Source organism: Williamsia sp. MIQD14 (assembly GCF_051025635.1).
In the GTDB taxonomy this organism is placed as follows: domain Bacteria; phylum Actinomycetota; class Actinomycetes; order Mycobacteriales; family Mycobacteriaceae; genus Williamsia_A.
Genome location: NZ_JBPFDG010000005.1, coordinates 223,364 through 248,740 on the forward strand (window position 1 = coordinate 223,364; position 25,377 = coordinate 248,740).

25 protein-coding genes and 1 tRNA gene are annotated in these 25,377 nt (G+C 69.2%); 10 read left to right on the forward strand and 16 right to left on the reverse strand.

Features of this window, described 5'->3' with window-relative positions; genetic code table 11:
• Positions 1 to 14: 14 nt before the first annotated feature.
• Positions 15 to 1,781, reverse strand: a complete 1,767-nt coding sequence (gene arc, locus ACQ7HM_RS18490) for a proteasome ATPase (protein WP_434217712.1) — start codon at positions 1,779 to 1,781, stop codon at positions 15 to 17.
• 144 nt (positions 1,782 to 1,925) lie between these two features.
• Positions 1,926 to 2,819, reverse strand: coding sequence for a tRNA (adenine-N1)-methyltransferase (locus tag ACQ7HM_RS18495; protein ID WP_434217713.1), 894 nt, complete (start codon positions 2,817 to 2,819; stop codon positions 1,926 to 1,928).
• A gap of 112 nt (positions 2,820 to 2,931) precedes the next feature.
• On the opposite strand from ACQ7HM_RS18495, the gene ACQ7HM_RS18500 reads away from it, so the two are divergent.
• A complete protein-coding gene (locus tag ACQ7HM_RS18500; protein ID WP_434217973.1) occupies positions 2,932 to 3,786 on the forward strand; it encodes a RecB family exonuclease in 855 nt (284 codons plus the stop codon).
• Positions 3,783 to 4,634: a thioesterase family protein gene (locus tag ACQ7HM_RS18505; protein ID WP_434217714.1), complete on the forward strand. Its 852-nt coding sequence runs from the start codon at positions 3,783 to 3,785 to the stop codon at positions 4,632 to 4,634. The genes ACQ7HM_RS18500 and ACQ7HM_RS18505 overlap by 4 nt, the downstream gene beginning before the upstream one ends.
• Positions 4,635 to 4,650: 16 nt before the next feature.
• Here the strand turns inward: ACQ7HM_RS18505 and hisG are convergent, their stop codons facing one another.
• Genes hisG through metH form a run of 4 tightly spaced genes read right to left on the reverse strand, consistent with a single transcriptional unit; the run spans position 4,651 to position 10,148 of the window.
• Positions 4,651 to 5,496 (reverse strand): ATP phosphoribosyltransferase, encoded by an 846-nt coding sequence (gene hisG, locus ACQ7HM_RS18510; protein WP_434217715.1) that lies wholly within the window; start codon positions 5,494 to 5,496, stop codon positions 4,651 to 4,653.
• A gap of 40 nt (positions 5,497 to 5,536) precedes the next feature.
• Positions 5,537 to 5,800 (reverse strand): phosphoribosyl-ATP diphosphatase, encoded by a 264-nt coding sequence (locus tag ACQ7HM_RS18515; protein WP_045822783.1) that lies wholly within the window; start codon positions 5,798 to 5,800, stop codon positions 5,537 to 5,539.
• A 6-nt stretch (positions 5,801 to 5,806) separates the two neighbouring features.
• A complete protein-coding gene (locus tag ACQ7HM_RS18520; protein WP_434217716.1) occupies positions 5,807 to 6,523 on the reverse strand; it encodes an HAD family hydrolase in 717 nt (238 codons plus the stop codon).
• 16 nt (positions 6,524 to 6,539) lie between these two features.
• Positions 6,540 to 10,148, reverse strand: coding sequence for a methionine synthase (gene metH, locus ACQ7HM_RS18525; protein WP_434217717.1), 3,609 nt, complete (start codon positions 10,146 to 10,148; stop codon positions 6,540 to 6,542).
• Between the two features lie 51 nt (positions 10,149 to 10,199).
• On the opposite strand from metH, the gene ACQ7HM_RS18530 reads away from it, so the two are divergent.
• The 4 genes from ACQ7HM_RS18530 to ACQ7HM_RS18545 all read left to right on the forward strand — a co-directional run bounded on the left by ACQ7HM_RS18530 (position 10,200) and on the right by ACQ7HM_RS18545 (position 14,390).
• On the forward strand, positions 10,200 to 11,078 hold the full coding sequence (locus ACQ7HM_RS18530; RefSeq protein WP_434217718.1) for a PAC2 family protein: 879 nt from the start codon (positions 10,200 to 10,202) through the stop codon (positions 11,076 to 11,078).
• A gap of 98 nt (positions 11,079 to 11,176) precedes the next feature.
• A complete protein-coding gene (locus ACQ7HM_RS18535; protein ID WP_434217719.1) occupies positions 11,177 to 11,524 on the forward strand; it encodes a molybdopterin oxidoreductase in 348 nt (115 codons plus the stop codon).
• Positions 11,524 to 14,046 carry a nitrite reductase large subunit NirB gene (gene nirB / locus ACQ7HM_RS18540; RefSeq protein WP_434217720.1) on the forward strand — a complete coding sequence of 841 codons (2,523 nt, stop codon included), beginning with the start codon at positions 11,524 to 11,526 and terminating at the stop codon, positions 14,044 to 14,046. Before ACQ7HM_RS18535 ends, nirB begins: the two co-directional genes overlap by 1 nt.
• Positions 14,043 to 14,390, forward strand: coding sequence for a Rieske (2Fe-2S) protein (locus ACQ7HM_RS18545; RefSeq protein ID WP_434217721.1), 348 nt, complete (start codon positions 14,043 to 14,045; stop codon positions 14,388 to 14,390). The genes nirB and ACQ7HM_RS18545 overlap by 4 nt, the downstream gene beginning before the upstream one ends.
• A 25-nt stretch (positions 14,391 to 14,415) precedes the next feature.
• Here ACQ7HM_RS18545 and ACQ7HM_RS18550 read toward each other — a convergent pair whose 3' ends face one another.
• The 6 genes from ACQ7HM_RS18550 to ACQ7HM_RS18575 all read right to left on the reverse strand — a co-directional run bounded on the left by ACQ7HM_RS18550 (position 14,416) and on the right by ACQ7HM_RS18575 (position 19,375).
• Complete coding sequence (locus ACQ7HM_RS18550; protein ID WP_434217722.1) at positions 14,416 to 14,724, reverse strand: hypothetical protein; 309 nt, start codon at positions 14,722 to 14,724, stop codon at positions 14,416 to 14,418.
• Positions 14,725 to 14,770: 46 nt separating this feature from the next.
• Complete coding sequence (gene mshC / locus ACQ7HM_RS18555; protein WP_434217723.1) at positions 14,771 to 16,015, reverse strand: cysteine--1-D-myo-inosityl 2-amino-2-deoxy-alpha-D-glucopyranoside ligase; 1,245 nt, start codon at positions 16,013 to 16,015, stop codon at positions 14,771 to 14,773.
• A 68-nt stretch (positions 16,016 to 16,083) separates the two neighbouring features.
• The gene (locus ACQ7HM_RS18560) at positions 16,084 to 16,923 is read right to left on the reverse strand and encodes an SCO1664 family protein (RefSeq protein WP_434217724.1); all 840 of its coding nucleotides are present in this window, start codon (positions 16,921 to 16,923) and stop codon (positions 16,084 to 16,086) included.
• On the reverse strand, positions 16,923 to 17,603 hold the full coding sequence (locus ACQ7HM_RS18565; protein WP_434217725.1) for a DUF3090 domain-containing protein: 681 nt from the start codon (positions 17,601 to 17,603) through the stop codon (positions 16,923 to 16,925). The genes ACQ7HM_RS18560 and ACQ7HM_RS18565 overlap by 1 nt, the downstream gene beginning before the upstream one ends.
• Positions 17,604 to 17,653: 50 nt before the next feature.
• Positions 17,654 to 18,427, reverse strand: coding sequence for an MSMEG_4193 family putative phosphomutase (locus ACQ7HM_RS18570; RefSeq protein WP_434217726.1), 774 nt, complete (start codon positions 18,425 to 18,427; stop codon positions 17,654 to 17,656).
• Positions 18,428 to 18,532: 105 nt separating this feature from the next.
• A complete protein-coding gene (locus tag ACQ7HM_RS18575) occupies positions 18,533 to 19,375 on the reverse strand; it encodes an undecaprenyl-diphosphate phosphatase (protein WP_434217727.1) in 843 nt (280 codons plus the stop codon).
• 80 nt (positions 19,376 to 19,455) lie between these two features.
• Here ACQ7HM_RS18575 and ACQ7HM_RS18580 point away from each other — a divergent pair, with 80 nt between their 5' ends.
• The 3 genes from ACQ7HM_RS18580 to ACQ7HM_RS18590 are packed head-to-tail and all read left to right on the forward strand — an operon-like array spanning position 19,456 to position 21,916.
• Positions 19,456 to 20,493: a hypothetical protein gene (locus tag ACQ7HM_RS18580; RefSeq protein WP_434217728.1), complete on the forward strand. Its 1,038-nt coding sequence runs from the start codon at positions 19,456 to 19,458 to the stop codon at positions 20,491 to 20,493.
• Positions 20,494 to 20,549: 56 nt separating this feature from the next.
• Positions 20,550 to 20,804 (forward strand): DUF5703 family protein, encoded by a 255-nt coding sequence (locus tag ACQ7HM_RS18585; protein ID WP_434217729.1) that lies wholly within the window; start codon positions 20,550 to 20,552, stop codon positions 20,802 to 20,804.
• A complete protein-coding gene (locus ACQ7HM_RS18590) occupies positions 20,801 to 21,916 on the forward strand; it encodes a quinone-dependent dihydroorotate dehydrogenase (RefSeq protein WP_434217730.1) in 1,116 nt (371 codons plus the stop codon). The genes ACQ7HM_RS18585 and ACQ7HM_RS18590 overlap by 4 nt, the downstream gene beginning before the upstream one ends.
• A 24-nt stretch (positions 21,917 to 21,940) precedes the next feature.
• On the opposite strand, the gene ACQ7HM_RS18595 is transcribed toward ACQ7HM_RS18590, so the two are convergent.
• From ACQ7HM_RS18595 to ACQ7HM_RS18605, 3 genes are all read right to left on the reverse strand, one after another.
• A complete protein-coding gene (locus ACQ7HM_RS18595; protein ID WP_434217731.1) occupies positions 21,941 to 22,483 on the reverse strand; it encodes a YbhB/YbcL family Raf kinase inhibitor-like protein in 543 nt (180 codons plus the stop codon).
• Between the two features lie 108 nt (positions 22,484 to 22,591).
• Complete coding sequence (locus tag ACQ7HM_RS18600; protein WP_434217732.1) at positions 22,592 to 23,104, reverse strand: hypothetical protein; 513 nt, start codon at positions 23,102 to 23,104, stop codon at positions 22,592 to 22,594.
• A gap of 115 nt (positions 23,105 to 23,219) precedes the next feature.
• Entirely contained in the window at positions 23,220 to 24,578 is a 1,359-nt protein-coding gene (locus tag ACQ7HM_RS18605) for a M20/M25/M40 family metallo-hydrolase (RefSeq protein WP_434217733.1), read from the reverse strand.
• 114 nt (positions 24,579 to 24,692) lie between these two features.
• Between ACQ7HM_RS18605 and ACQ7HM_RS18610 the strand changes: the two genes are divergently transcribed.
• A tRNA-Leu gene (locus ACQ7HM_RS18610) sits at positions 24,693 to 24,778 on the forward strand.
• A gap of 22 nt (positions 24,779 to 24,800) precedes the next feature.
• On the opposite strand, the gene ACQ7HM_RS18615 is transcribed toward ACQ7HM_RS18610, so the two are convergent.
• Positions 24,801 to 25,337: a gluconokinase gene (locus ACQ7HM_RS18615; protein ID WP_434217734.1), complete on the reverse strand. Its 537-nt coding sequence runs from the start codon at positions 25,335 to 25,337 to the stop codon at positions 24,801 to 24,803.
• Between the last annotated feature and the right edge of the window lie 40 nt (positions 25,338 to 25,377).

The window sequence follows — 25,377 nt, forward strand, 5'->3', positions numbered from 1 at the left end:
GGCTGCGACGAGACCTACAGGTACTGGCCGGTGTTCGTCTCGGTGTCGATGGCACGGCTGGCGCCGGCGCTCTTGCCGGTGACCAACGTGCGGATGTAGACGATCCGCTCACCCTTCTTGCCCGAGATGCGCGCCCAGTCATCGGGATTGGTGGTGTTCGGCAGATCCTCGTTCTCGGCGAACTCGTCGAGGATCGAGTCGAACAGGTGCTGCACCCGCAGTCCCGGTGTGCCCGTCTCGAGCTGCGACTTGATCGCGTACTTCTTCGACCGGTCGACGACGTTCTGGATCATCGCGCCGGAGTTGAAGTCCTTGAAGTACATGACCTCCTTGTCGCCGTTGGCGTAGGTCACCTCCAGGAAGCGGTTGTCGTCGTTCTCGGCGTACATCTTCTCCACGACGCGTTCGATCATCGCGGCGATGCATGCGGCGCGATCGCCACCGAACTCCTCGACGTCGTCGGTGTGGATCGGCAGGGTGTCGACGAGGTACTTGGAGAAGATGTCGATCGCCGACTCGGCGTCGGGTCGCTCGATCTTGATCTTCACGTCGAGTCGGCCGGGACGCAGGATCGCGGGGTCGATCATGTCCTCGCGGTTCGACGCACCGATGACGATGACGTTCTCGAGTCCCTCGACACCGTCGATCTCGGCGAGCAGCTGCGGGACGACGGTGGTCTCGACGTCGGAGGAGACGCCCGATCCGCGGGTACGGAAGATCGAGTCCATCTCGTCGAAGAACACGATCACCGGGGTGCCCTCGGAGGCCTTCTCCCGCGCCCGCTGGAAGATCAACCGGATGTGCCGCTCGGTCTCGCCGACGAACTTGTTGAGCAGCTCGGGGCCCTTGATGTTGAGGAAGTACGACTTCGCCTCGCGGGCGTCGTCGCCGCGGGCCTCGGCGATCTTCTTGGCCAGCGAGTTGGCGACGGCCTTGGCGATGAGGGTCTTGCCGCAGCCGGGAGGACCGTAGAGCAGGACACCCTTCGGCGGGCGCAGCGAGTAGTCGCGGAACAGGTCCTTGTGCAGGAACGGCAGTTCGACCGCGTCGCGGATCTGCTCGATCTGGCGACCGAGGCCACCGATGTCCTCGTAGCCGACGTCGGGCACCTCCTCGAGCACGAGGTCCTCGACCTCGGCCTTGGGAACCCGCTCGAACGCGAAGCCGGCCTTGGTGTCGACGAGCAGCGAGTCACCGGGACGCAGCTTGCGACGTTTCCCGTCCTCGCCGTCGACGTCACCCATGAGCGGCTCGGCGAGCCAGACGACGCGTTCCTCGTCGGCGTGGCCGACCACGAGCGCACGGTCACCGCTCCCGAGGACCTCGCGCAGGGTGCTGATCTCGCCGACGGAGTCGAACGCGAGCGCCTCGACGATGGTCAGTGCCTCGTTCAGGCGCAGGGTCTGACCGCGCTTGAGCGACTCGACCTCGATGTTCGGCGAGATCGTGAGACGCATCTTGCGACCCGAGGTGAACACGTCGACCGTGGAGTCCTCATAGGTGTCGAGCAGCACGCCGTAACCGCTCGGCGGCTGGCCGAGTCGGTCGACCTCCTCGCGCAATGCGAGCAGTTGCTGGCGCGCGTCCTTGAGGGTGTCGAGCAGCTTCGCGTTGCGCGCGGTGAGCGTCTCGATGCGCGTCTGCGGGTCGGTGTCGGTGGAGTCCGGAGGGATGTTGAGACCTCGGTTCCCGGTATCGGGCATGGGGGCGTTGCCTGAGCCTGCCGAGCGCGCGGTGGATTTCTGCGCGCCTGTGGGGTCGTGGCGATCGGATTCGGTCATTGCTGACTCCTCTCCCCGGCGGAACACCATCGGTTTCACCGTTCCCCCACGCTACCGGCGTGCGGGGCGACATGCCCCGCATGGCACGACGTTCGGCGTTGACGTCTCGTTAACTGGGACGACGCCCACCGCTCGCCCGGTCGATCAGCGGTCGTTGGAGCCCTTGTTGGAGCGTCGCTGCGGTCGCAGGGTGACCGTGCCGGGAGCGAGGCGCCGGGCGGTCACCAGAAAGGCGGTGTGACCTTGCATCTTGTGCGACGGGCGGACGGCCAGACCGACCACGTTCCACTCGCGCAGCATGGTCTCCCAGGACCGAGGTTCGGTCCAACACTGCTGCTCACGCAGGGCTTCGACGACCCGTGACAGCTGTGTGACGGTCGCCACATAAACCACGAGGACGCCGCCGGGTCGCAACACCGACGCCACGGCGTCGAGCGTCTCCCACGGCGCCAGCATGTCGAGGATCACGCGGTCGACCGATGCCGCGGCATCGGCCGTGGCGGCGAAGTCGACGATGTCGGCGACGGTCAGTTCCCAGTTCGCCGGACGTTCACCGAAGAAGGTCTCCACGTTGCGCACCGCGTGTTCGGCGTGGTCCTCGCGGACCTCGTAGGACAGCACCCGCCCCTGGGGCCCGACGGCGCGCAGCAACGAACACGTCAGCGCGCCCGATCCGGCGCCGGCCTCGAGCACCACGCTGCCCGGGTAGATGTCGCCCTCGGTGACGATCTGTGCGGCGTCCTTGGGGTAGATCACCTGCGCGCCGCGCGGCATCGACAGGACGTAGTCGGTGAGCAGCGGCCGCAGTGCGAGGTACTGGGCGCCACGGGTCGAGGAGACGATCGTGCCCTCGTCGGTGCCGATGAGGTCGTCGTGGGCGATCGCGCCGTGGTGGGTGTGGAAACTGCCCCCCACCTCGAGGTGGACGGTGAACTTTCGGCCCTTGGTGTCGGTCAGTTGCACCCGGTCACCGACGGTGAACGCCGAGGCGGCCGCGATCGGGTCACCGGTCGCGTCCTGCGCGGGTGTGTCGTACATCAGGCATACCCTGCCAGGTGTGAGCACGGCGCCAGACCTCAACCCTGCAGACCTCGACCTCGCGGGCCTCGAGCCCGCAGTGGACAACCCGACGCGGAACACCCCGGCACCGCTGGTCGATCCCGTTCCCGAGGGGCCGCGTCGGCCGGCCCTGTCGCCCTCGCGCGCGGCGGATTTCAAGCAGTGCCCCCTGCTGTACCGCTACCGCGCCATCGACCGGTTCCCCGAGGCGTCGACGACCGCACAGGTCCGCGGCACGGTGGTGCACTCGGCGCTGGAGAACCTGTTCGACCTCCCCGCGCCGCTGCGCACCGCCGACACCGCCGACGTCCTGGTCGACGCCGCGTGGGATGTGCTGTGCGAGAAGGATCCCGACTTACGGTCCCTGGTCGCCGAGGCCGAGGTCCCGGCGTTCCTCGCCGAGGCCCACCGACTCATCGCGACCTATTACACGATGGAGGACCCGACGGCGTTCGACGCCGATTCGTGCGAGATGCGCATCGAGATCGACCTCGCCGACGACGTCGCCCTGCGCGGGTTCGTCGACCGGATCGACGTCGCCCCCACCGGGGAGGTCCGCGTCGTCGACTACAAGACCGGCCGCTCCCCCGGCGAGATGTTCGAGGCCCGCGCGCTGTTCCAGATGAAGTTCTATGCGCTGGCCATCCTGCGGTTGCGAGGCGTCGTCCCCGCGCGCCTGCAACTGATGTACCTCTCCGACGGGCAGGAACTGCGCTACACCCCCGACGCCGAGGAGCTCGAGCGCTTCGCGGGCACCCTCACCGCGATCTGGCGGGCGATCCTCGCCGCCGGGGTCACCGGCGACTTCCGGCCGAAGAGGTCGCGGATGTGCACATGGTGTGACCACAAGGCCCGCTGTCCCGAGTTCGGCGGCGAGATACCGCCCTACCCCGGCTGGCCCGGCACGCCCGCCGAGGACACCGTCGCCGATCACCTCGCCTCGTGACCGCCCCCACCGCCCCCACCGACGCCGCCGGGTCCGACGAGCGTGCGTACTACGTCCCGCTCGGCGTCGACGACGGCTGGGAACACCTCATGCCGACCGCCGACTCGGTCAGTGTGTGGACCGACACCATCCAGCACGGCGGCCCGCCCTCGGCTCTGATGGTCCGCGCCATCGAGAATCTCGACCTCCCGACGCACCTCGCGATGTCGCGCGTCACCGTCGACATCCTCGGCGCGATCGGACTGTCCGAGAACCGGGTTCGGGCTCGCATCCTCCGCCCGGGTCGGCAGATTGCGCAGGTGCAGGCCGAACTCGACGTGCAGACCCCCTCCGGTGACTTCCGGACCGCGGCGCGCGCCACGGCCTGGTTCCTCGCCACCTCCGACACCGCCGCGGTGACCGGCACCGCCGAGAACCCTCCGGTGCCCGCCGTCGACGACACGTCCGCCGGTCTGCCTTCGTGGCTCGACGCCGGTTGGGGTGCAACGGGTTTCATCTCCACCGTCGAGTTCCGCGGGTCGACCGACCCGGCTCGGCCGCGACTGGCGTGGCTGCGGCCGACCGTCGACATCGTCGCCGGGGAGACCGCGACACCGCTGACGCGCACCTGCTGCATGGTCGACGTCGCCAACGGCCTGGGCTCGATGCTCTCGCCCTCGGAGTGGACGTGGATGAACACCGACACCACCATCCACCTGCGCCGCACACCGACCGGTGACTGGACCGGCATCGACGCCGCGATGGTCGGCGGCGCACACGGATTCGGGTACACCGCCGCCGATCTGTTCGACGACGAGGGGTCGACGGGTCGGTCGAGTCAGACGATCCTCATCACCCGCGCGGGCTGAGGACCGCCGACGCCTCTCAGAAGCGGCAGGAGCGGATGTCGCTGGCGAGGATGGCCTTCGCACCCATCGCCGAGAGGTCGTCCATCACCGACTGGTGCCCGGCCCGCGGGACCATGGCACGCACGGCGACCCAGTTCTCGTCGGCCATCGGTGCGACGGTGGGTGACTCGAGGCCCGGCGTGATGGCCACCGCGGCGTCGAGCAGGTCCTTGCGGCAGTCGTAGTCCATCATCACGTACTGCTGGCCGACCACCACGCCCTCGATGCGCTTGATGAGCTGTTCGGCGGCGCGGGACGGCGCGACGTCGGCACCGTGGATGAGTACGGCCTCCGACTGGCACATCACGTCACCGAACGCCTGCAGATTGTGTTGCCGCAGTGTGCGTCCCGATCCGACGACATCGGCGATGGCGTCGGCCAGGCCGAGCTGGATCGAGATCTCGACGGCACCGTCGAGTCGGATGATCTCCGCGGTGATGCCGCGGCGCTCGAGATCGGCGCGCACGATGTTCGCGAACGACGTCGCGATCCGACGGCCGGACAGGTCGGCCTCGGTCATCGCGGTGTCGACGGGACCGGCGTAGCGGAACGTCGACGCACCGAAGCCCAACGACAGACTCTCGGTGACCGGGGCCTGCGAATCCCACGCGAGGTCGCGGCCGGTGATGCCCAGGTCGAGCTCGCCCGAACCGACGTAGATGGCGATGTCCTTGGGACGCAGGAAGAAGAACTCGACGTCGTTGGCGGAGTCGAGGACGGTGAGGTCCTTGGCGTCGGTGCGTCGGCGATAGCCCGCCTCGGCGAGCATCGCCGCGGCCGACTCCGACAGCGCACCCTTGTTCGGCACGGCAACGCGCAGCATGTGATCGGTTTCCTTCGTGAGGGACGTGAGGGTGAGGCGTCTACAGGTACCGGTACACGTCTGCCGGTGTGAGACCACGTTTGATCATCATCACCTGCAGCCAGTAGAGCAACTGAGATATCTCCTCGCCGAGCGACTCGTCCGACTCGTGCTCGGCGGCCAGCCACACCTCACCGGCCTCCTCGATGATCTTCTTGCCGAGGGTGTGGACGCCGGCGTCGAGCGCGGCGACCGTCCCGCTGCCCTCCGGGCGGGTCGCAGCACGCTCGGTCAGCTCGGCAAAGAGGTCGTCGAAGGTCTTCACGGGAGATCAGTCTCCCACGGCCGCGTGACCGGCCCGACCGCGACGCCAGGCGTCGGACACCGCGGCCTCGTCGAGGCCGACCAGGCTCTCGCGGAACGTGCGTCCCGGCGCCTGCGGGACGTCGGCGTCGGACGGCACGACGAGGGTCGGGCACCCCGCCGCCCCGGCGGCCGCGGCACCGGTCGGTGAATCCTCGATCGCCAGACAGTCCGCCGGCGGCACCCCGGCCGCCCGCGCCGCGGCGAGGTACAGGTCGGGCGCGGGTTTGCCCTCGGCGACCTCGTCGCCGCACAGGGTGTGGGCGAAGCGGTGCTTGCCGATCGTCGGCAGAGCCCGTTCGGTGAGGTCGCGTTCGGTGTTGGTCACCAACACCATCGGGATCCCCGCCGCCGCGATCGTCCGCAGGGCGGCGTCGGCACCCGGCCGCCACGGGATGCCGTCGGCGAACAGCTCCGCGACCCGTCCCCGCAACCAGTGGGCCTGACCGTCGAGGTCACGCTGCGCCTCGGGCACACCCGCGGCATCGAACAGTTTCGTCATCGCGCCGACCATCGAGTTGCCCAGCGTCGACTGACGCAACTCCACGGTCATCACCGCACCGAGCCGCACCGCGAGCTCGGCCATCGCCACATCCCACAGCTTCTCGGAATCGAGCAGCGTCCCGTCCATATCCCAGAGAACCGCGCGCGGCAGCGCACCGTTCCCGGGATCGGCGGGGGCCACGCCCGTCGACTCCACGTCAGACGTTGAAATACTTGGCCTCGGGGTGGTGCAGGACGAACGCGTCGGTGGACTGCTCGGGATGCAGCTGCAGCTCCTCGCTCAGCTCCACCCCGATGCGACCCGGCTCCAGCAGCTCGATCATCTTCGCGCGGTCCTCGAGATCGGGGCACGCGCCGTAGCCGAACGAGTAGCGCGCACCGCGGTACTCGAGATCGAAGAATCCCTGCGGCGACGTCGGGTCGTCGCCGGCCACCGAACCGCCGTCGAACGTCAGCTCCGACCGCACCCGCTGATGCCAGTACTCGGCCAGCGCCTCGGTGAGCTGCACGCCGATGCCGTGCACCTCGAGGTAGTCGCGGTAGGAGTCCTTCGCGAACAGGTCGTTCGCGAAGTCGGCGATGGGCTGGCCCATCGTGACGAGCTGGAACGGCAACACGTCGACCTGACCGAGCTCGGTGGCCCGCTCCTTCGACGCGATGAAGTCGGCGATGCACAGGAACCGACTGCGCTGCTGACGCGGGAACTCGAAGCTGAACCGGACGTCGGCGTCGGGCCGCGGCTCGGTCAGCACGTGGACGGTGTCGCCCTCGCTGACCGCCGGGAAGTAGCCGTAGACCACCGCGGCGTGCTGCAGGATGTTGCCCGTCGACAGACGGTCGATCCATTCGCGGAAACGCGGACGCCCCTCGGTCTCGACGAGCTCCTCGTAGCTGGGACCGTCACCGCTGCGCGTGCCGCGCAACCCCCACTGCCCCAGGAACAGCGCACGCTCGTCGAGCAGACCGCGGTAGTCGGCGATCGGGATGCCCTTGACGATCCGCGAGCCCCAGAACGGCGGTGTCGGGATCTCGTTGTCGGCGGCCACGTCCGAGCGTGCCGGCACCTCGACGGGCGCCTGCTCGGCCTTGCGCTTGGCCGCGATGCGGGCCGACTTCTCGTGGCGCGCCTTGCGTTCGGCGGTCTTCGCCTCGGCCGCGGCCTTCGCCTCGGGATCCTGCGTCGAGCCGCCGCCCCGCTTGGCGGACATGATGTCGTCCATCAGCCGCAGCCCCTCGAAGGCGTCGCGTGCGTAGTGCACGTCGCCCTCGTAGGTCTCCGAGAGGTCGTTCTCGACGTAGCCGCGCGTGAGCGCGGCGCCGCCGAGGAGCACCGGATAGTTCTCGGCGAGCCCGCGGGAGTTGATCTCCTCGAGGTTCTCCTTCATGACGACCGTCGACTTCACCAGCAGACCGGACATGCCGATCACGTCGGCGCGCTTGTCCTCGGCGACCTCGATGATCGTCGCGATCGGCTGCTTGATGCCGATGTTGACGACCTCGTAGCCGTTGTTGGACAGGATGATGTCGACGAGGTTCTTGCCGATGTCGTGGACGTCGCCCTTCACCGTGGCCAGCACGATGCGGCCCTTGCCGTCCTCGCCGGTCGCCTCCATGTGCGGCTCGAGGTGGGCCACCGACATCTTCATGACCTCGGCCGACTGCAGCACGAAGGGGAGCTGCATCTGACCGGAGCCGAACAGCTCACCGACGGTCTTCATGCCCGAGAGCAGGGTCTCGTTGATGATCTTGAGCGGCGGGACCTCTTTCATCGCGTCGTCGAGATCGGATTCGAGACCGTTGCGCTCACCGTCGACGATGCGCCGCTCGAGACGCTCGAACAGCGGCAGCTTGGCCATCTCCTCGGCGCGGCTCTCGCGTGCCGACGCCGCCGACACGCCCTCGAACAGACCCATCAGGGTCTGCAGCGGGTCGTAGTCGGCGTTGCCGTCGCTGCGCACGCCATCGGTTCCGCGGCGGTCGTAGACGAGGTCGAGCGCGACCTCGCGCTGCTCGTCGGGGATACGCGCCATCGGCAGGATCTTCGAGGCGTGCACGATCGCGGTGTCGAGTCCGACCTGCGCACACTCGTGCAGGAACACCGAGTTGAGCACCTGACGTGCAGCGGGGTTCAGGCCGAACGAGATGTTGGAGATACCCAGGGTGAAGTGCACCGACGGGTGCGCCTCGTGGATCCGGCGGATGGCCTCGATGGTCTCGATGCCGTCCTTGCGGGTCTCCTCCTGACCGGTGGAGACCGGGAAGGTGAGGGCATCGATGATGATGTCCTCCTCGCCGAGCCCCCAGTTCTCGGTGATGTCGGTGATGAGCCGTTCGGCGACGCTGACCTTCCAGTCGGCGGTACGCGCCTGACCCTCCTCGTCGATGGTCAGTGCGACCACGGCGGCGCCGTGCTCCACCGCGAGCTGCATGATCTTGGTGAAACGGGAGTCGGGTCCGTCGCCGTCCTCGTAGTTCACCGAGTTCACCGCGCAGCGACCGCCGAGGGCCTCAAGTCCCGCCTGCAGGACCGCGGGCTCGGTCGAGTCGAGCATGATCGGCAGCGTCGACGAGGTCGCCAGACGCGTGGCCAACGCGGTCATGTCCTCGGCACCGTTGCGGCCGACGTAGTCGACGTTGAGGTCGAGCATGTGGGCGCCGTCGCGGGTCTGGTCCTTCGCGATGTCGAGGCACTTCTGGTAGTCGCCGGAGAGCATCGCCTCGCGGAAGGCCTTCGAACCGTTCGAGTTGGTCCGCTCGCCGACCATCATGAAGCTGTTCTCCTGCTCGAACGGCACGGACGCGTAGAGCGAGGACACCTCCGACTCGTGTTCGACGGCCCGGGTGCCCTTGGTGGTGCCACGGACCGCCTGGGCCAGCTGCGAGATGTGTTCGGGGGTGGTGCCGCAGCAGCCGCCGACGAAGGACAGGCCGTAGTCGGAGACGAAGCCGCTGACCGCCTCGGCCAGCTCGTCGGGCAGCAGCGGGTACTCGGCACCCTTCGGGCCGAGCTGCGGTAGACCGGCGTTGGGCATGACCGACACCGGGATGCGCGCGTGCTTGGACAGGTACCGCAGGTGCTCGCTCATCTCGGCCGGGCCGGTCGCACAGTTGAGGCCGATCAGGTCGACGCCGAGCGGCTCGATGGCCGCCAGCGCGGCGCCGATCTCCGACCCGAGCAGCATCGTGCCGGTGGTCTCCACGGTGACGTGGGAGATGATCGGGATCCGTCGACCGAGCTGCTCCATGGCGCGCTTGGCGGCCAGCACCGCGGCCTTCACCTGCAGCAGGTCCTGCGAGGTCTCGATGAGGATCGCGTCGGCGCCGCCCTCGAGCATGCCCAGGGCGCACTCCTGGTAGGCGTCGCGGATCACCGCGAAGGTCGTGTGGCCCAGCGATGGGAGCTTGGTGCCGGGGCCCACCGAGCCGAGGACGAAGCGCGGCGTCCCGTCGTCGGACGGGCCCATCTCGTCGGCCACGCCCTTGGCGATGGCGACGCCCTTGCGGGCCAGTTCCCGGATGCGGTCGGCGATGTCGTAGTCGCCGAGGTTGGAGAGGTTGCAGCCGAATGTGTTGGTCTCGACCGCGTCGGCACCGGCCTCGAAGTAGGCGCGGTGGATACCGGCCAGCACCTCGGGGCGGGTGTCGTTGAGGATCTCGTTGCAGCCCTCGAGATTGTTGAAATCGTCGAGGGTGAGATCGGCGGCCTGGAGCATCGTGCCCATGGCCCCGTCGCCCACGAGCACTCGTTTGGCCATCGCGTCGAGGAAGGCCGAGTCGTACGAATCGGTTCCGGTGGTGGCAGACATGGTACTCAGCGTAGTTCGCTCCCTATCGGTGTTCGGTCGTAGGCTGGTTCGGTGCACGCTGAGAAGACCGGCCATCTCCCCACATTGCGGTCACCGATCCTCGTGGCAGCGTTCGAGGGCTGGAACGATGCAGGTGACGCCGCGAGCGGCGCGGTCGAACATCTGGCCCTCATCTGGGATGCGCAACCCCTCGCCGAGATCGATTCCGACGATTACTACGACTTCCAGGTCAACCGTCCCATCGTAAAGCAGATCGACGGCGTCACGCGACGGATCGAGTGGCCGGCCACGTCGGTGTCGTGGTGCAGCCCGCCGGGAGCCGACCGCGACGTCGTCTTGCTCCGCGGCATCGAACCGAACATGCGCTGGCGTGGATTCTGCGCGGAGATCCTCGACATCGCGCGGTCGCTCGACGTGCAGACGATGGTCATCCTCGGCGCACTGCTCGCCGACGCGCCGCACACCCGGCCGGTCCCCGTGACCGGCACGGCCTACAGCACCGATTCCGCGCTGGCCTACAACCTGCAGGAGAGCCGCTACGAGGGTCCGACGGGCATCACCGGGGTGCTGCAGGACGCGTGCGTGAACGCCGGTATCCCCGCGGTGTCGTTCTGGGCGGCGGTCCCCCACTACGTGTCGACCCCGCCCAATCCCAAGGCGACGGTGGCGTTGCTCGGGCAGGTCGAGGAGGTCCTCGACCTCGAGGTGCCGCTCGGTGACCTGCCCGCCCAGGCCGAGGAGTGGGAACAGGCCGTCACCGAGATGACCGAGGACGACGAGGAGATCGCCGAGTACGTCCGCGGTCTCGAGGAGCGCGGCGATGCCGAGGCCGGCACCGACGACGCCCTGTCGAAGATCGACGGCGACGCACTCGCCGCGGAGTTCGAGAAGTACCTCCGACGCCGCGGACCGGGCTCGTTCGGCGCCTGAGCGCTCACCGCCGTCCCGTCGGATGCGTGAACACCTGAGCATCGAGATGTAACATTGCGGCAAAGGTGCATTGATCCCGGCGAAGAACACTGACGCCCATGTCGTCGACTCCCATGTTCCTGCAGGGGGTGTTCGGGTTCGTCGGTGCCGGACTCGCCGCCCCCGCCCCCCTCGACCCGTCGCTCACCTTCACCGTCCCGCCCGGGATGACCGCGCAGCCGTTGTATTTTCGTGGCGGCAACAGCTCCGACGAACTCGTGTACGTGACGTTGACGCGGGACGGGACGTCGATGCGGGTCTTCCCGATGGGTGCCAGAGCGTCGGTCAACGTGCCGCTGCGCGTGGTGGAGGATGTCGACCCGGATTCGGTGTTGGCGTTGACCTTCGCCGCGCCGGAGGGCTGCAGCGGATCGATCGTCGTGGACTTCGGGTGGGTGGTCTTCTGATGACCGCGACGCCGCGGCGTCGTCTGGTCGTGGTCGGCAACGGGATGGCCGGTGCCCGGACGGTGGAGGAGATCCTGGCCCGAGGCGGTGGAGATCTGTTCGCGATCACCATGATCGGCGACGAGCCCTACGGGAACTACAACCGCATCATGCTCTCGCACGTGCTCGCCGGTGAGAGCTCCATCGACGACGACGATCTGATGCTCAACCCGATGGCCTGGTACCGGGACAACGGCGTCGAGCTGTTCGCCGGCGACCGCGCGGTCTCCGTCGACCGCTTCGGCAAGGTGGTGACCTGCGAGAGCGGGCGCGAGATCGCCTTCGACCTGCTCGTCATCGCCACCGGGAGCACCACCTTCTTCCCGAACATGGACGGGCTGCGCGAACCCGACGGGCGGCTCGCCCGGGGGGTGTTCGGCTTCCGCACCATCGCCGACACCAACGGAATGCTGCAGATGGCCGAGACCGGTGCGGCCGACGACACCGGCGAACGGGTGCGCGCGGTCGTGATCGGCGGCGGGCTCCTCGGCCTGGAGGCCGCCTACGGCCTGCAGACACAGGGTGTGGCGGTCGACGTGGTGCACTCCCCCGGTCACCTGATGAACCAGCAGCTCGACGAACGCGGCGGTCGGGTGCTGCGGGCCAAGATCGAGGCGCTCGGGGTCGGGGTCCACACCTCACGCCGGACCACGTCGGTCGTCCGCGACGACGCCGGGACGGTGACCGGTGTGGCCTTCGCCGACGGGTCGAGCCTGCCCGCCGACATGGTCGTCGTCACCGCCGGGATCCGGCCGAACGTCGAACTGGCGCGCCGTGCCGGCCTGGTGATCGAACGCGGCATCGTCGTCGACGACCAGATGCGCTGCGAGGACGAGGGTTTCGTCTATGCGGTCGGCGAATGCGCGCAGCACCGCGGTGAGGTCTACGGTTTGGTCGCCCCGCTGTGGGAGCAGGCGGTGGTACTCGCCGACGTGGTCACCGGTGCCGATCCGTCGGCGGCTTATCACGGCACGCGCCCGACCACGAAGCTCAAGGTCGCCGGTGTCGACGTCGCCGCCATGGGGGTGAAGGGCCCCGAACGCGACGACGACGAGTTCGTCCAGTTCTATGAACCCCGCAGCGGCACCTACAAATCGGTGGTCGTGCGCGACAACAAGCTCATCGGCGCCATGTTGCTCGGCGACATCAGCAAGGCGGCCTTCCTCACGCAGGCGTTCGACGACAAGGTCGCCCTACCGACCGAACGCATCAGCATGCTCTTCGACATGGGCACCCCGTCGGCCGCCGTCGGTGCGGCCGAACTGTCCGACGACACCGCGGTGTGCAACTGCAACGGGGTCACCAAGGGCGCCATCGTGTCGTGTGTGCAGGGCGGTGCGCGCAGTGTCGGCGAGGTGGTCGCGGCGACGCGGGCGGGCAAGGGCTGCGGATCGTGCAAGGGAATGGTGGCCGACATCGTCGCGTACGCCGCGGACGGCGATCTCGCCGAGGACGTGTCGGCGAAGTGGTACGTGCCGTGCATCCCGATGACCAAACCCGAACTGCTGGGCGCGATCCGGGCGAGCAACATCCGGTCGGTGTCGGAGATGTTCGCCGAGCTCGCCCCCCACGGCGAGGACGCGGCCGCCAAGATGCCGCTGGCGTCGCTCCTGCGGATGGTGTGGGGTCGCGACTGGACCGATGAGCGCGGCGCGCTCTACATCAACGACCGGGTGCACGCCAACATCCAGCGCGACGGCACCTTCTCGGTGGTGCCGCAGATCAAGGGCGGGGTCACCACGCCGGATCAGTTGCGGCGGATCGCCGACGTCGCCGACAAGTACGCGATCCCGATGGTGAAGATCACCGGCGGCCAACGCATCGACCTGCTCGGGGTGCGCAAGGAGGACCTGCCGAAGGTGTGGGGTGACCTCGACATGCCGTCGGGTTTCGCCTACGGCAAGAGCTTCCGGACCGTCAAGACGTGTGTGGGCACCGACTACTGCCGCTTCGGGTTGGGCGATTCCACCGCACTGGGCATCGCCATCGAGCAGCGGTTCCAGGGACTCGAGACACCCGCGAAGCTCAAGCTCGCGGTCACCGGATGCCCGCGCAACTGTGCCGAGGCGCTGTGCAAGGACGTCGGTGCGGTGGCCGTCGGCGCGTCGGGCGCGGCGTCGGACCGGTGGGAGATCTACGTGGGCGGCGCGGCGGGCGCACACATCCGCAAGGGTGACCTGCTGGCGACCGTCGACTCGTCCGACGAGGTGGTGCGGTTGTGCGGCATCTTCATCCAGCACTACCGCGAGCAGGCGAAGTGGCTCGAACGCACCTACGCGTGGGTGCCGCGCGTCGGCATCGAGGAACTGCGGGCCGTGCTCGTCGACGACCGTGACGGCATCGTCGACGGTCTGCAGTCCCGCATCGAGGAGAGCGTCGCCGACTACCGAGACCCGTGGCAGGACCGGGAGGAGCCGCGCTCGCCCGCGCAGTTCACCTCCGCGCTGCCGCTGCTCCCGCTCCCCCGGGTCCCGGTCCGATGACCGCCGACACCGCAGACGGCGTCGGGACCACGGGCGCGGCAACGTATGTGCCCGTGGGGTCGATCTCGGATCTCACCCACGGGGAGGGCCGGGCCTACGCGGTCGACGGCGTGCAGATAGCGGTGTTCCGTGTCGGCGGCGACGAGGTGCGGGCCACGGCCGCGGTGTGTCCGCATCGCGGCGGGCCCATCGCCGACGGTCAGGTCGACGGGGCGAAGGTGATGTGCCCGCTGCACCAGTTCACCTACGCGTTCGCCGACGGCGCGTGCTCGGATCCGTCGATCGGATCGTTGCCGGTGTACCCGGCGCGGGTGGTCGACGGTGTCGTGGAGGTGGCGCTCTGAACAGGGCGTTGGCGAAGCGACGGTTTCAGCTGATGCGTTCGATCGACACGACCGGAGTGGTGATGCGCCAGGTGCGCACGTCGGGATCGTCGGCCGCGCGCACCCAGAACTGGGCCGATTCGCCTATGCGGCAGGACTTCACACCCAGCAGCGGGATGTCCTCGGAATCGCGACGGAGCTGACTGACGGCCCACGATTCGTCGCCCGAGCCACCGACACCGGGTGCGCGCAGCAGCGTCATCTCGGTGAAGTCGAGCAGATAGGTCGAGGTCCGGGTGACGACGGTCCACACGCCGGTCGTGGTGTCGGGGTCGATCTCTTCCAGATGGGCCACCTGCAGGACTCTACCCAGCCCGCTTCGCGGCTGACGGGGTACGGCGTCAGCGGCGCAGTTCGACGCCCAGCAACGTGTCGAGTGCGTGCTCGACATCGGCGCCGGCGGTGGTCGACGAACCGAGGCCGCGCACCGCGTCGGCCGCCCACGCATCGAGCGCCGCAAGTGCTTTCGGGGTGTCGAGGTCGTCGGCGAGGTGCTGACGCACCCGGGCGACGGTGTCGGACGCGTCGGGTCCGGTGGGGCGCGAGACCGCGTCGCGCCACGACGCCAGTCGGGTGTGTGCGGTGGCGAGCGCGTCGTCGGACCACATGCGGTCGGTGCGGTAGTGATCGGCCAACAGACCGACGCGGATCGCGTTCGGGTCGACGTCGGCGGCCCGGAGTTTCGAGACGAACACCAGGTTGCCGCGGCTCTTCGACATCTTCTCGCCGTCGAGACCCACCATGCCGGTGTGCACGTAGTGGCGCGCGAAGCGACGCTCGCCGGTGAGTGCCTCGGCGTGGGCGGCGGAGAACTCGTGGTGCGGGAAGATAAGGTCGCTGCCGCCGCCCTGCACGTCGATCGGCGACCCGAGTCGGTTCAGCGCGATGGCGGCGCACTCGATGTGCCACCCCGGTCGGCCGGGGCCGTGCGGTGAGGGCCACGACGGTTCGCCCTCGCGGGCCGCACGCCAGATGAGGGCGTCGAGTGGATCACGCTTGCCCGGTCGCTGCGGGTCCCCGCCACGTTCGGCGAAGAACTGCGCCATCGTCGCGTGGTCGTAGTTCGACTCGTAGCCGAATTGCGGTGTCGCGTCGGTGCGGAAGTAGATGTCGGGGTACTGCTCGTCGTCGACGATGTACGCCGCACCCGACGCCAGCAGCGTGTCGACGACCTCGACGACCTCGTCGATCGACTCCACCGCACCGATGTAGTGCCGCGGCGGCAACACCCGCAGCGCGGTCATGTCGTCGCGGAAGAGCTGTGTCTCGCGGGCACCGAGGTCGCGCCAGTCCTCCCCGTCGCGGTCGGCGCGCTCGAAGAGGGGGTCGTCGACGTCGGTCACGTTCTGCACGTAGTGCACCGCGTGGCCGAGGTCGCGCCATATCCGGTTGACCAGATCGAAGGTCAGGTAGGTCGCAGCGTGACCGAGGTGCGTCGCGTCGTACGGGGTGATGCCGCAGACGTACATCGTCGCCTCGGCGCCGGGGGTGACGGGACGGACCTGCCGATCGGAGGTGTCGTAGAGCCGGAGCTGCGGGCCCTGCCCGGGGAGCGGACGTACCTCGATGTCTGACCACGACTGCATCGCTCCACCCTATTGCCGCGCGGCGGACGACCGTCGGGGCACCCACCGTCCGATGCGGGGGCGGCCGGTCAGAACGCGGGCCAGGGAATCGGTCGGGACCGGTCGGCGCTGGGCATGACCGGTCGGGCGACGAGCTCGCGGGCGCGCAGGGTCAGGGCCGCCACCTCGGTCGGTGTGATGAGCCCCGGCAGGTCGCGGGCCAGATCCGAACCGGCGGTGGTGAGGTCCACCAGGAACGTCTCGATGTCGGCCACGAGGTGTGCGGGCACCGGCTCGTCGGCCCATCCCCACAGCACGGTGCGCAGCTTGTCCTCGGAGTGCAGGCAGATGCCGTGGTCGACGCCGTAGACCTGCCCGTCGAGCCCCTCGAGGACGTGCCCGCCCTTGCGGTCGGCGTTGTTGATGACGACGTCGAGGACCGCCATCCGCTGCAGCCGGGGGTCGTCGGCGTGGACGAGCGTGACTTCCTCGCCCCGGGCGTCGTAGGCGTCGATGACCCGCCGGAAGTTCTCGGGCACCATCGCCGTCGGGCACAGGTCGACGAGATCGAGGTGCTCGGGGACGGTGTCGGTGGGTTCAGGGGTGTCGATCCAGCGCTGGACCATGCCGGGGCCGAACTGACCGTCGCGGAACACCGTCGTGGGGATCACCGACCAGCCCAGCGCATCGGAGACGCGGAACGACGCGATCTCGCGGCCCGCGAGCGTGCCGTCGGGGAAATCCCACAGCGGCTGCTCGCCGCGCACCGGTTTGTAGACGCAGCGCACGCTCTCGTCGCCGAGGCTCGCCTCACACACCAGGGTCGCGTTGCTCGCGCCGCGGATCTGCCCGATCAACTCCATCTCACCCGTGCGCAGGATCTCTGCGATGTCGGGCGAGGACTCCGATGCGGCCGCCGACGGCGGCATCAGCGTGACGGCCCGTCGGTGGGGTCGTCCCCGCCCTCGTCGTCGTCCTCGTCCTCGAGCGCCGCGCGCAGATCCGGGTCGTCGAAGACGTCGGGGTCGACGAAGTCGAGCGACTTGTCGAAGGTGATGTCGCGCTTGTAGCCGTTGGTGCGCACACACATGTGCCCCGACGGGTCGAGCGGGAGACCACACAACGGGCACGGCTCACGTCCGGCCGAGATGACGCGGGTCGAGCGGGCCGCGAACTCGCGCGCGGCCGCGGTGCTGAGGAACACACGCACGGCGTCGGGCCCCTCGTCGGTGTCGTCCAGCACGACGCTCTCGTCGAACTCGCCCTCGGTGATGGCGAGGAGTTCGACGACGACTGCCTCGGATTCGGCGTCCCATCCCAGGCCCATCGTGCCCACGCGGAACTCGGCATCGACCGGCATGATCAGCGGGCTCAGGTCCTCGATGTGGTCGGACTCCGGCGGCAGCGGGGTGCCGAATCGACGGTTGATCTCCTCGAGAAGCGCGCCGATGCGATCGGCCAGGATCTGCACCTGCTGCTTCTCCAGCATGACGCTGACCACGCGCGCCTCGTGGGTGGCCTGCAGATAGAACGTCCGGTCGCCGGGTGCGCCGACGGTCCCGGCGACGAAACGGTCCGGGCTACGGAAGACGTGGATCGCTCTGGGCATGGCACCTCCTGTCGGTGTCGTGGGGCATGGGATGGGCTGGGACGGTCGTGTCAGCCCGTGTGGCTCGTGTGCGGTGTCGGCGGCGCCGCGTGGGACGGGCTCGCAGGGGACGGGGTGTCGTGGGATCCGGTCGACCCGCCGATCACGGCGTCGTCGGAGGCAGGTGCAGCGCCCGACGCGGCGTCGGCGGGGGGCGGGGGTGCCGGCACCGTCGGGCGCGCACCGGTGGAGTTGACGGTGTGCACGTACGGTCGCGACGAGCTGTACCGGATCACGCTGATCGACGCCGGCTCGACGACGATCCGCTGGAACGAGTCGAGATGCATGCCCATCGCGTCGGCGATGATCGATTTGATGACGTCGCCGTGCGAGCAGGCCACCCAGACCCCCGAGCCGTCCGGACCGCCGTAGACCGCGTCGAGTTCACGGATCGCGGCGACCGCGCGACTCTGGACGTGCGCGAGACCCTCGCCCTCGGGAAAGATCGCCGCCGACGGTTGCTGCTGGACGGTCTTCCACATGTCCTCGCCGAGCAGGTCCTTGATGGGCTTCCCCGTCCATCGGCCGTAGTCGACCTCGACGAGCCGGTCGTCGACCACCTCGGTGAGGCCGCGGGCCTCGACGAGCGGTGCGACCGTCTGCGCGCAGCGCTGCAGCGGCGAGCGGACGACGGCGACGAGCTTCTCCACGTGTCCGAGGCGATCGACGACCTCGCCGGCCTGCCTGCGACCGGTGTCGTCGAGATCGACGCCGACGCTGCGGCCGGCCAGCACACCCGAGGTGTTGGCGGTCGAACGGCCGTGGCGCAGCAGGATGACGGTCACCCGACCCACCCTATGCGGCGTGTCGGCGCGCCCGCCGTCGTCGCGGTGCGCGTTCGCGGCCAGCGCAACCGGGCATCGAGACGGTCACCGGTGCACCGCGTGCGATCAGGTGGCGCTGACGACCCCACCGGCGAGCAGACCGAGCACGATGAGGCCCACGATGACGCGATAGCCGACGAACCAGTTCAGGGAGTGCTTCGCGACGAATCGCAGCAGCCAGGCGATCGAGGCGAACCCGATGACGAACGCGATGACCGTGGCGACGAGCAGCTGCGGTCCGCTGGCCTCGAGGCCGTCGCCGCTGGGTGAGAAGGCGTCGGGGAGGCTGAACAGACCCGATGCGGTGACAGCGGGGATGGCCAACAGGAACGAGAATCGCACGGCCGCCTCCCGTTGGAGACCGAGGAACAGGCCCGCGCTGGCGGTCGCGCCCGAGCGGGACACCCCCGGGATGAGCGCGAGGCACTGGGCGAGACCCATGGTGACCCCGTCGCGCAGGGTCAGCTCCTCGATCGGGCGGCGGCGCTTGCCGTACCGCTCGGCGAGGACGATGACGGCGGAGAAGACGATGAGCATGGTCGCGATGAGCCAGAGGTTGCGTGCGCCGGTGCGGATCTGGTCCTTGAAGACGAACCCCAGCAGCCCGATCGGGATCGTGGCGAAGATCACGTACCACCCGATGCGGTAGTCGAGGCCCCGCTGCTCCGACGAGAACAGGCCTCGGAACCACGCGGCGACGATGCGCACGATGTCGCGGGCGAAGTAGAGCAGTACCGCCGCCTCGGTCCCCAACTGCGTGACCGCGGTGAACGAGGCGCCGGCGTCGTCGCCGAAGAACACCCCGGACACGATGCGCAGATGCCCCGACGACGACACGGGGAGGAACTCGGTGAGGCCCTGTACGGCCCCCAACACCACGGCCTGGGTCCACGTCATCGCATCGGTCACCGCGCGAATGCTACGTCACGGGCACATCGCGTCCGACCTGAGCGCACGACCACCTCCGACGGTGCGCCACTATGGTTCTCATGTCCCCAACCCGCACCGCCGCCCGCCACACCGTCGGCGTCGTGCTCGCCGCCGTCCTCCTTCTCGTGGTGACGGCGTGCGGCAGCGGATCGTCGGACTCCCCCGGTGTCGCCACGACCGCCCCGCAGACGCCGCTGCCCGCACCCACCGGTTCCGCCCGCCCGGCCGGATCGGTGGTGGCCGCCCCCGCCTCGAGCGCACTGGTCCTCGACTCGGCGGGCAAGCGGATCGCCGTGCTCGGTGCCGATCGCCGCTCGGTCGTCGTCTACTCCACGGCCACACCCACCGCGCCCGTGGCGACCCGGACGATCGCGCTGCCCGAGGCGGTGTCGTCGATCGGCGCGGTGTCGGGCGACGACCTCGTCGCGGTCGCGCCCTCCACCGTGATCGACGTCGACCTCGCGCGCGGTGTCGCGCAGACCCACGACGTCACCGTCGGCGAGCCGCTGAGCGTGGCTCGACTGTCCGACGGGTCGGTGATCATCGGCACCGCCGACGGGAAGATCGTCCAGGTCGGAGCCGATCGCCGCATCACGAAGACCGTCGACGGGCTCGTGCGCGTCGACGAACTGGCCGTCGCGGCGCGCGACGGGAAGTCCGATCAGGTGGTGGCCCTCGATCGGGCGCAGTCGTCGGTGACCTCGGTCGACATGTCCGACGGATCACTGGGCGAGGCCCTGCGGTCCGGCGACGGCGCGACCAACCTCGTCGTCGACCACTACGGGCGATTCCTCACCACCGACACCCGCGGCGGCGAGTTCCTCGGTTTCGACGGCGACCCGCTGCTCACCAAGTTCCGCTATCCGGTGGCCGAGGGACCGTACGCCGTAGGATATGACGACGTCCGCAACCTGGCGTGGGTCGCGACCACCGGCACCAACGAGGCGATCGCGTTCGACCTCGCGTCGGGGATCCCGACCGAGAAGCGCCGTGTGGCCACGGTGGGACAGGCCGATGCGATGGTCGTCGACAGCGCGACCGGCACCGTCTACCTGCTGTCGGCTCGCGGCGACGGGTTGCAGGCCGTCAGCGGATGACGGTGGTCACGAGGGCGAATCCGGGAGGCACAGTGCGACGTGGATCGGAGGGGCGGGTGACCCGCGCAGGCGCGTTCCCCGCCGAGTGGAACGAGATCCGTAGCGCCGAGGACTACGAGTACGTCCCGCTGCGACTGCCGCCCGACGTCACCCGCGTGACGGCATCGATGCGCCTGGCCATCGAGGCCGAGTTCGGCGGATGGGAGATCTCCCGGGTCCGTCTGTACACCGACGGCAGCCGCAAGGTGTTGCTGCGGCGCAAGCGGACCCGCACCACTCCCGACGCCACGCCGGCGCAGGTGCACCGGTGATCGATCGCCTCTACCGACTGCTCTATCCCCTGGCGCTGCGGGTCATGTTCCTGCTGCCCGCCGAGCGCATCCACACGCTGATCTCGCGAGCGCTGTCCACCGTGGGGCCCCGCAGACCCGTACTCGCCGCGACGACGAGACTGTTCGCCCCGACCGACCCGATCCTGCGGACGACGGTGTTCGGCGTCGACTTCCCGGCCCCCATGGGTCTCGCCGCCGGCTTCGACAAGAACGCCGAGGCGATCGACGCCTGGCCCGGGATGGGTTTCGGGTTCATCGAGATCGGCACCGTCACGGGCTCGGCGCAGCCGGGGAACCCGCAGCCGAGGTTGTTCCGGCTCCCCGCCGACCGCGCGCTCGTCAACCGCATGGGCTTCAACAACCACGGCGCCGCGGCCGCCGCGCATCGCCTCGGCGCGCGTCGACGCGGACCGGGATCGATACCGGTGGGGGCGAACATCGGTAAGACCAAACTGGCCGCACCCGACGAGGCCATCGACGACTACCGCACGAGCACACGGCTGTTGGCCCCGCTGGCCGACTTCCTGGTCGTCAACGTCAGCTCCCCCAACACCCCGGGCCTGCGCGATCTGCAGGCCGTCGCGTCCCTGCGACCCCTGCTGTCGGCGGTTCTGGAGATCGCCGACATCCCGGTGCTGGTCAAGATCGCCCCCGACCTGTCCGACGCCGACATCGACGACGTCGCCGATCTCGCCGTGGAACTCGGGCTGGCGGGGATCGTGTGCACCAACACGACGATCGGCCGCGACGGACTCGCGACCGACGCCGACGAGGTCGCGCGGATCGGTGCCGGCGGGCTGTCGGGCGCCCCCCTGGCCGACCGCTCGCTGGCCGTCCTGCGTCAGCTCTACCGCCGCGTCGGTGACCGCATCGCGCTGGTGTCGGTGGGCGGCATCGAGACCCCCGATCAGGCGTGGGAACGCATCTGCGCCGGCGCGTCGCTCGTGCAGGGGTACACCGGATTCATCTACGGAGGGCCGATGTGGGTGCGCGACATCCACGACGGCATCGCCCAGCGCCTCCGCGCCCATGGCTTCTCGTCGTTGCGCGAGGCGGTGGGAAGCGAGAACACCCCCCACGCGGCTGCGTGAGGGGCGTTCGTCGCGAGTTCTTGCTCAGTCCTCCGCGGCCTGCTCGTAGGTCGCGTGGATGATCGCGCGTCCGATGGCGTGGCTGAAGAGGTTGAACCCGAGGAAAGCGGGTGTCGCGTCGTCGGGCAGTCCCAGCGACTCGACGTCGACCGCGTGGACGACGAGGAAGTAGCGGTGCGGGCCGTGCCCGGGCGGCGGGGCGGCGCCGATGAAGCGCTTCGCCGACGCGTCGCCGGCGAGGGTGATCGCTCCGGAGGGGAGGCCGCTGCCGTTCTCGTCGCCTGCGCCCTCGGGCAGCGAGGTGGTCGACACGGGGATGTCGGCGACGGCCCAGTGCCAGAAGCCCGACGCGGTCGGGGCGTCGGGGTCGTAGACGGTGACCGCGAAGCTCTTGGTGCCCTCGGGGAAGCCGGACCAGCTCACCTGCGGCGAGGCGTCGTCGCCCCCGGCGCCCATGATGCCGCTGACCTGCGGCTGCTTGAAGGCCTCGCCGTCGGCGAAGCTCTCCGAGGTGACGGTGAACGCCGGGAGGTCGGGCAGGGCGTCGTACGGGTTGTAGCTCGACATGGGTGTTGTGCACATCCTTTCGAGATCACGTGCGCCCGGGCGGGCGCATCGTGACCGTCCAACGCCCGGGAACCGCGTACGTGTTCCCGGGCGCTGGATCGGCGGCGCTCAGTAGAGCGAGAACGTGGCCCTGCCGGGGAGGTTCGGGAGCTTGATGTCCCCCGACTCGTCGTACTTGCTGTACGTGGTGATGGTGGACTCGACCCGGCCGGCTCCGGGCGCGAACCCGAACCCGTCGAGGATGTTGTCGGGGAATCCCTCGATCGACCCGTCGGGTCGCACCGTCTGGATCTGGCCGTCGTGGCCGCCCGTGGTCAGGTTCCGCCAGTTGACCGCGAGCTTGAAGGCGCCGCAGTTCGCGCCGAACCGGCTGATCTGCACCTTCACCCGATAATCCATCGCCCTCGTCTGCGGCAGTTTGGTCGCGTTGATCACCGCGAAGCAGGCGAAGCCCGGTGTGACGGTGAGTGTCGGCGAGTAGGGCACGGCACCGGTGTAGACGGTCGGCGCGGCAGGTGCAGCGGTGGCGGCGCCCGCGGCGCCGGTGACCGCACCCGCGGCGACGACGGTCGCCGCGATCAGTGTGTGCAGTCGATGCGAACCAGAACGTGTCGAGATCATGTGCGTACTCCTCGTGATCACGGGTCGAAGGGCTCCGACCTCACGGGGTACGTCGCTGTACCGAACGTTCGCGTTACTAGTTAGCCAGAAGCACGGATAACGATCTGATCTCGGATCAGCTGTGCAGCAGGAAGTGCTCGAGGACGCGGGTGCCGAACAGCAGCCCGTCGACCGGGACCCGCTCGTCCACGCCGTGGAACAGCGCCGCGAAATCGAGATCGGGCGGCAGCTGCAACGGCGCGAAGCCGAAGCATCGGATACCGAGTTTCGCGAACGCCTTGGCGTCGGTGCCACCGGAGAGCATGTACGGCACGGTCCGCCCGTCCGGGTCGAACGCCAGGATCGCGTTGTTCATCGCGTCCACGAGGTCGCCGTCGAAGGTCGTCTCGTAGGAGTCGAGCTTCGTCACCCACTCCCGCGTCACGTCGGGACCGATCAGTTCGTCGACCTCGGCCTCGAACTGCGCCTGCCGGCCCGGCAGCACGCGGCAGTCGACGACGGCGGTGGCGGTCTGGGGGATCACGTTGGCCTTGTAGCCCGCGTCGAGCATCGTGGGGTTCGCGGTGTCACGCAGCGTCGCACCGACGATCCGCGCGATGGACCCGAGTTTGAACAGCGTCGTCTCGAGATCCGGCGACGTCGCGTCGAGCTGCAGGGTCGATTCCTCGCTGACCGCCGCGAGGAATTCCCCCACCGAATCCGTCATCACCAGGGGGAACGTGTGTCGGCCGAGCTTCGCGAGCGCCTCGGCGAGGTTGGTGACGGCGTTGTTCTCGTGCAGGAACGACCCATGACCGGCGGTGGCGGTCGCGGTGAGCTTCATCCACGCGATGCCCTTCTCGGCCGTCTCCACGAGGTAGAGCCGCTTGGTCGAGCCGTCCGGGGTGTCCACGGTGAGCGAGTAGCCCCCGACCTCGCCGACGGCCTCGGTGATCCCCTCGAACAGGTCGGGCCGGTTCTCGACGAGCCAGTGCGAGCCCCACTTGCCGCCGGCCTCCTCGTCGGCGAGGAACGCGAAGACGATGTCCCGTGGCGGTGCGGTGCCGTCGCGTCGGAACTGCCGCGCCAACGCCAGGGCCATCCCGACCATGTCCTTCATGTCGATGGCGCCGCGGCCCCACACGTATCCGTCCTTCACCGAGCCGGAGAACGGGTGCACGCTCCAGTCCTCCGGCCGGGCCGGCACCACGTCGAGATGGGTGTGCAGCAGCAGCGTCCCGCGATCCGGATCGGAACCGCGCAGACGCGCGAACACGTTGCCGCGCCCCGGCTGTCCGGACTCGACGTACTCCGTCTCGAATCCGACGTCGGCGAGCTGCCCGGCGACCCAGCGGGCGCACTCCTCCTCGCCGACCGTGGTCGCGAGATCGCCGGTGTTGCTGGTGTCGAACTGGATGAGTCGGCTCACGAGGTCGACGACCTCGTCGGTCGCGCGCGGGCCGGCGGGGGTGTCGGAAGCGGGGTTCTCGGTCACGCGAACCATCCTGTCACCTGCACGCGGACCCACCCTCGACGCGGTGATTTGGGTTCCGACGAGCGGGTCGGTTAGTGTCGTCAGGCACTCGCACGGGCGTCATCGCCCGTACATGTCCGGGTGGCGGAATGGCAGACGCGCTAGCTTGAGGTGCTAGTGTCCTATTAACGGACGTGGGGGTTCAAGTCCCCCTCCGGACACACTCTTTCGGTTCTCGCCGGTTCACGGCACCATCTCCCGCACGGCCTTCTCCACGGCATCGATCGTGTCCTCGACCGATCCCGCCGTCGCGACCCGTACTCCCCGCTCGTCGGCGTCGAGCTCCTCCAGTGTCGCCAGCTGCGACTCGAGCATGCTCACCTTCATGTAGTGCCCGCTGCGACCCTCGAGGCGACGGCGGAGTTCGTGGGTGGGCGCGGTGAGGTGCACGAAGACGACCCCGGCACGGGCCCGGGCGATGCGGTCCCGGTAGGCCCGCCGCAGCGCCGAACACGCGAACACGGTGGGGTCCTCGGCACCGTGGCCGTCGAGCCACGAGACCACGGCGTCGAGCCACGGCGACCGGTCGGCGTCGGTCAGGGGATGCCCGCTCGCCATCTTCGCGATGTTCGCCCGGGGATGGAGATCGTCGGCGTCACCGAAAGGCCGCCGCAGGCGCTCGGCGAGGCCCTGGGCGATGGTCGTCTTCCCCACCCCACTGACGCCCATCACGCACAGATGAGGGCCGGCGATCGGGTCCGCGGAACGCGTGTCGGTCACGCCACCCTTCTAGCACAACCCGAGGGGGTCGAGACGGTTC

Bases quoted from the DNA above. Each gene is read 5' to 3' on its own strand.
- ACQ7HM_RS18600 (WP_434217732.1), bottom strand. From the start codon at position 23,104: ATGATCTCGACACGTTCTGGTTCGCATCGACTGCACACACTGATCGCG.
- ACQ7HM_RS18565 (WP_434217725.1), bottom strand. From the start codon at position 17,603: ATGCCCAGAGCGATCCACGTCTTCCGTAGCCCGGACCGTTTCGTCGCC.
- ACQ7HM_RS18560 (WP_434217724.1), bottom strand. From the start codon at position 16,923: ATGCCGCCGTCGGCGGCCGCATCGGAGTCCTCGCCCGACATCGCAGAG.
- hisG (WP_434217715.1), bottom strand. From the start codon at position 5,496: ATGCTGCGCGTTGCCGTGCCGAACAAGGGTGCGCTGTCGGAGTCGGCC.
- ACQ7HM_RS18580 (WP_434217728.1), top strand. From the start codon at position 19,456: ATGTCCCCAACCCGCACCGCCGCCCGCCACACCGTCGGCGTCGTGCTC.
- metH (WP_434217717.1), bottom strand. From the start codon at position 10,148: ATGTCTGCCACCACCGGAACCGATTCGTACGACTCGGCCTTCCTCGAC.
- arc (WP_434217712.1), bottom strand. From the start codon at position 1,781: ATGACCGAATCCGATCGCCACGACCCCACAGGCGCGCAGAAATCCACC.
- mshC (WP_434217723.1), bottom strand. From the start codon at position 16,015: ATGCAGTCGTGGTCAGACATCGAGGTACGTCCGCTCCCCGGGCAGGGC.
- ACQ7HM_RS18545 (WP_434217721.1), top strand. From the start codon at position 14,043: ATGACCGCCGACACCGCAGACGGCGTCGGGACCACGGGCGCGGCAACG.
- ACQ7HM_RS18595 (WP_434217731.1), bottom strand. From the start codon at position 22,483: ATGTCGAGCTACAACCCGTACGACGCCCTGCCCGACCTCCCGGCGTTC.
- ACQ7HM_RS18535 (WP_434217719.1), top strand. From the start codon at position 11,177: ATGTCGTCGACTCCCATGTTCCTGCAGGGGGTGTTCGGGTTCGTCGGT.
- nirB (WP_434217720.1), top strand. From the start codon at position 11,524: ATGACCGCGACGCCGCGGCGTCGTCTGGTCGTGGTCGGCAACGGGATG.
- ACQ7HM_RS18495 (WP_434217713.1), bottom strand. From the start codon at position 2,819: ATGTACGACACACCCGCGCAGGACGCGACCGGTGACCCGATCGCGGCC.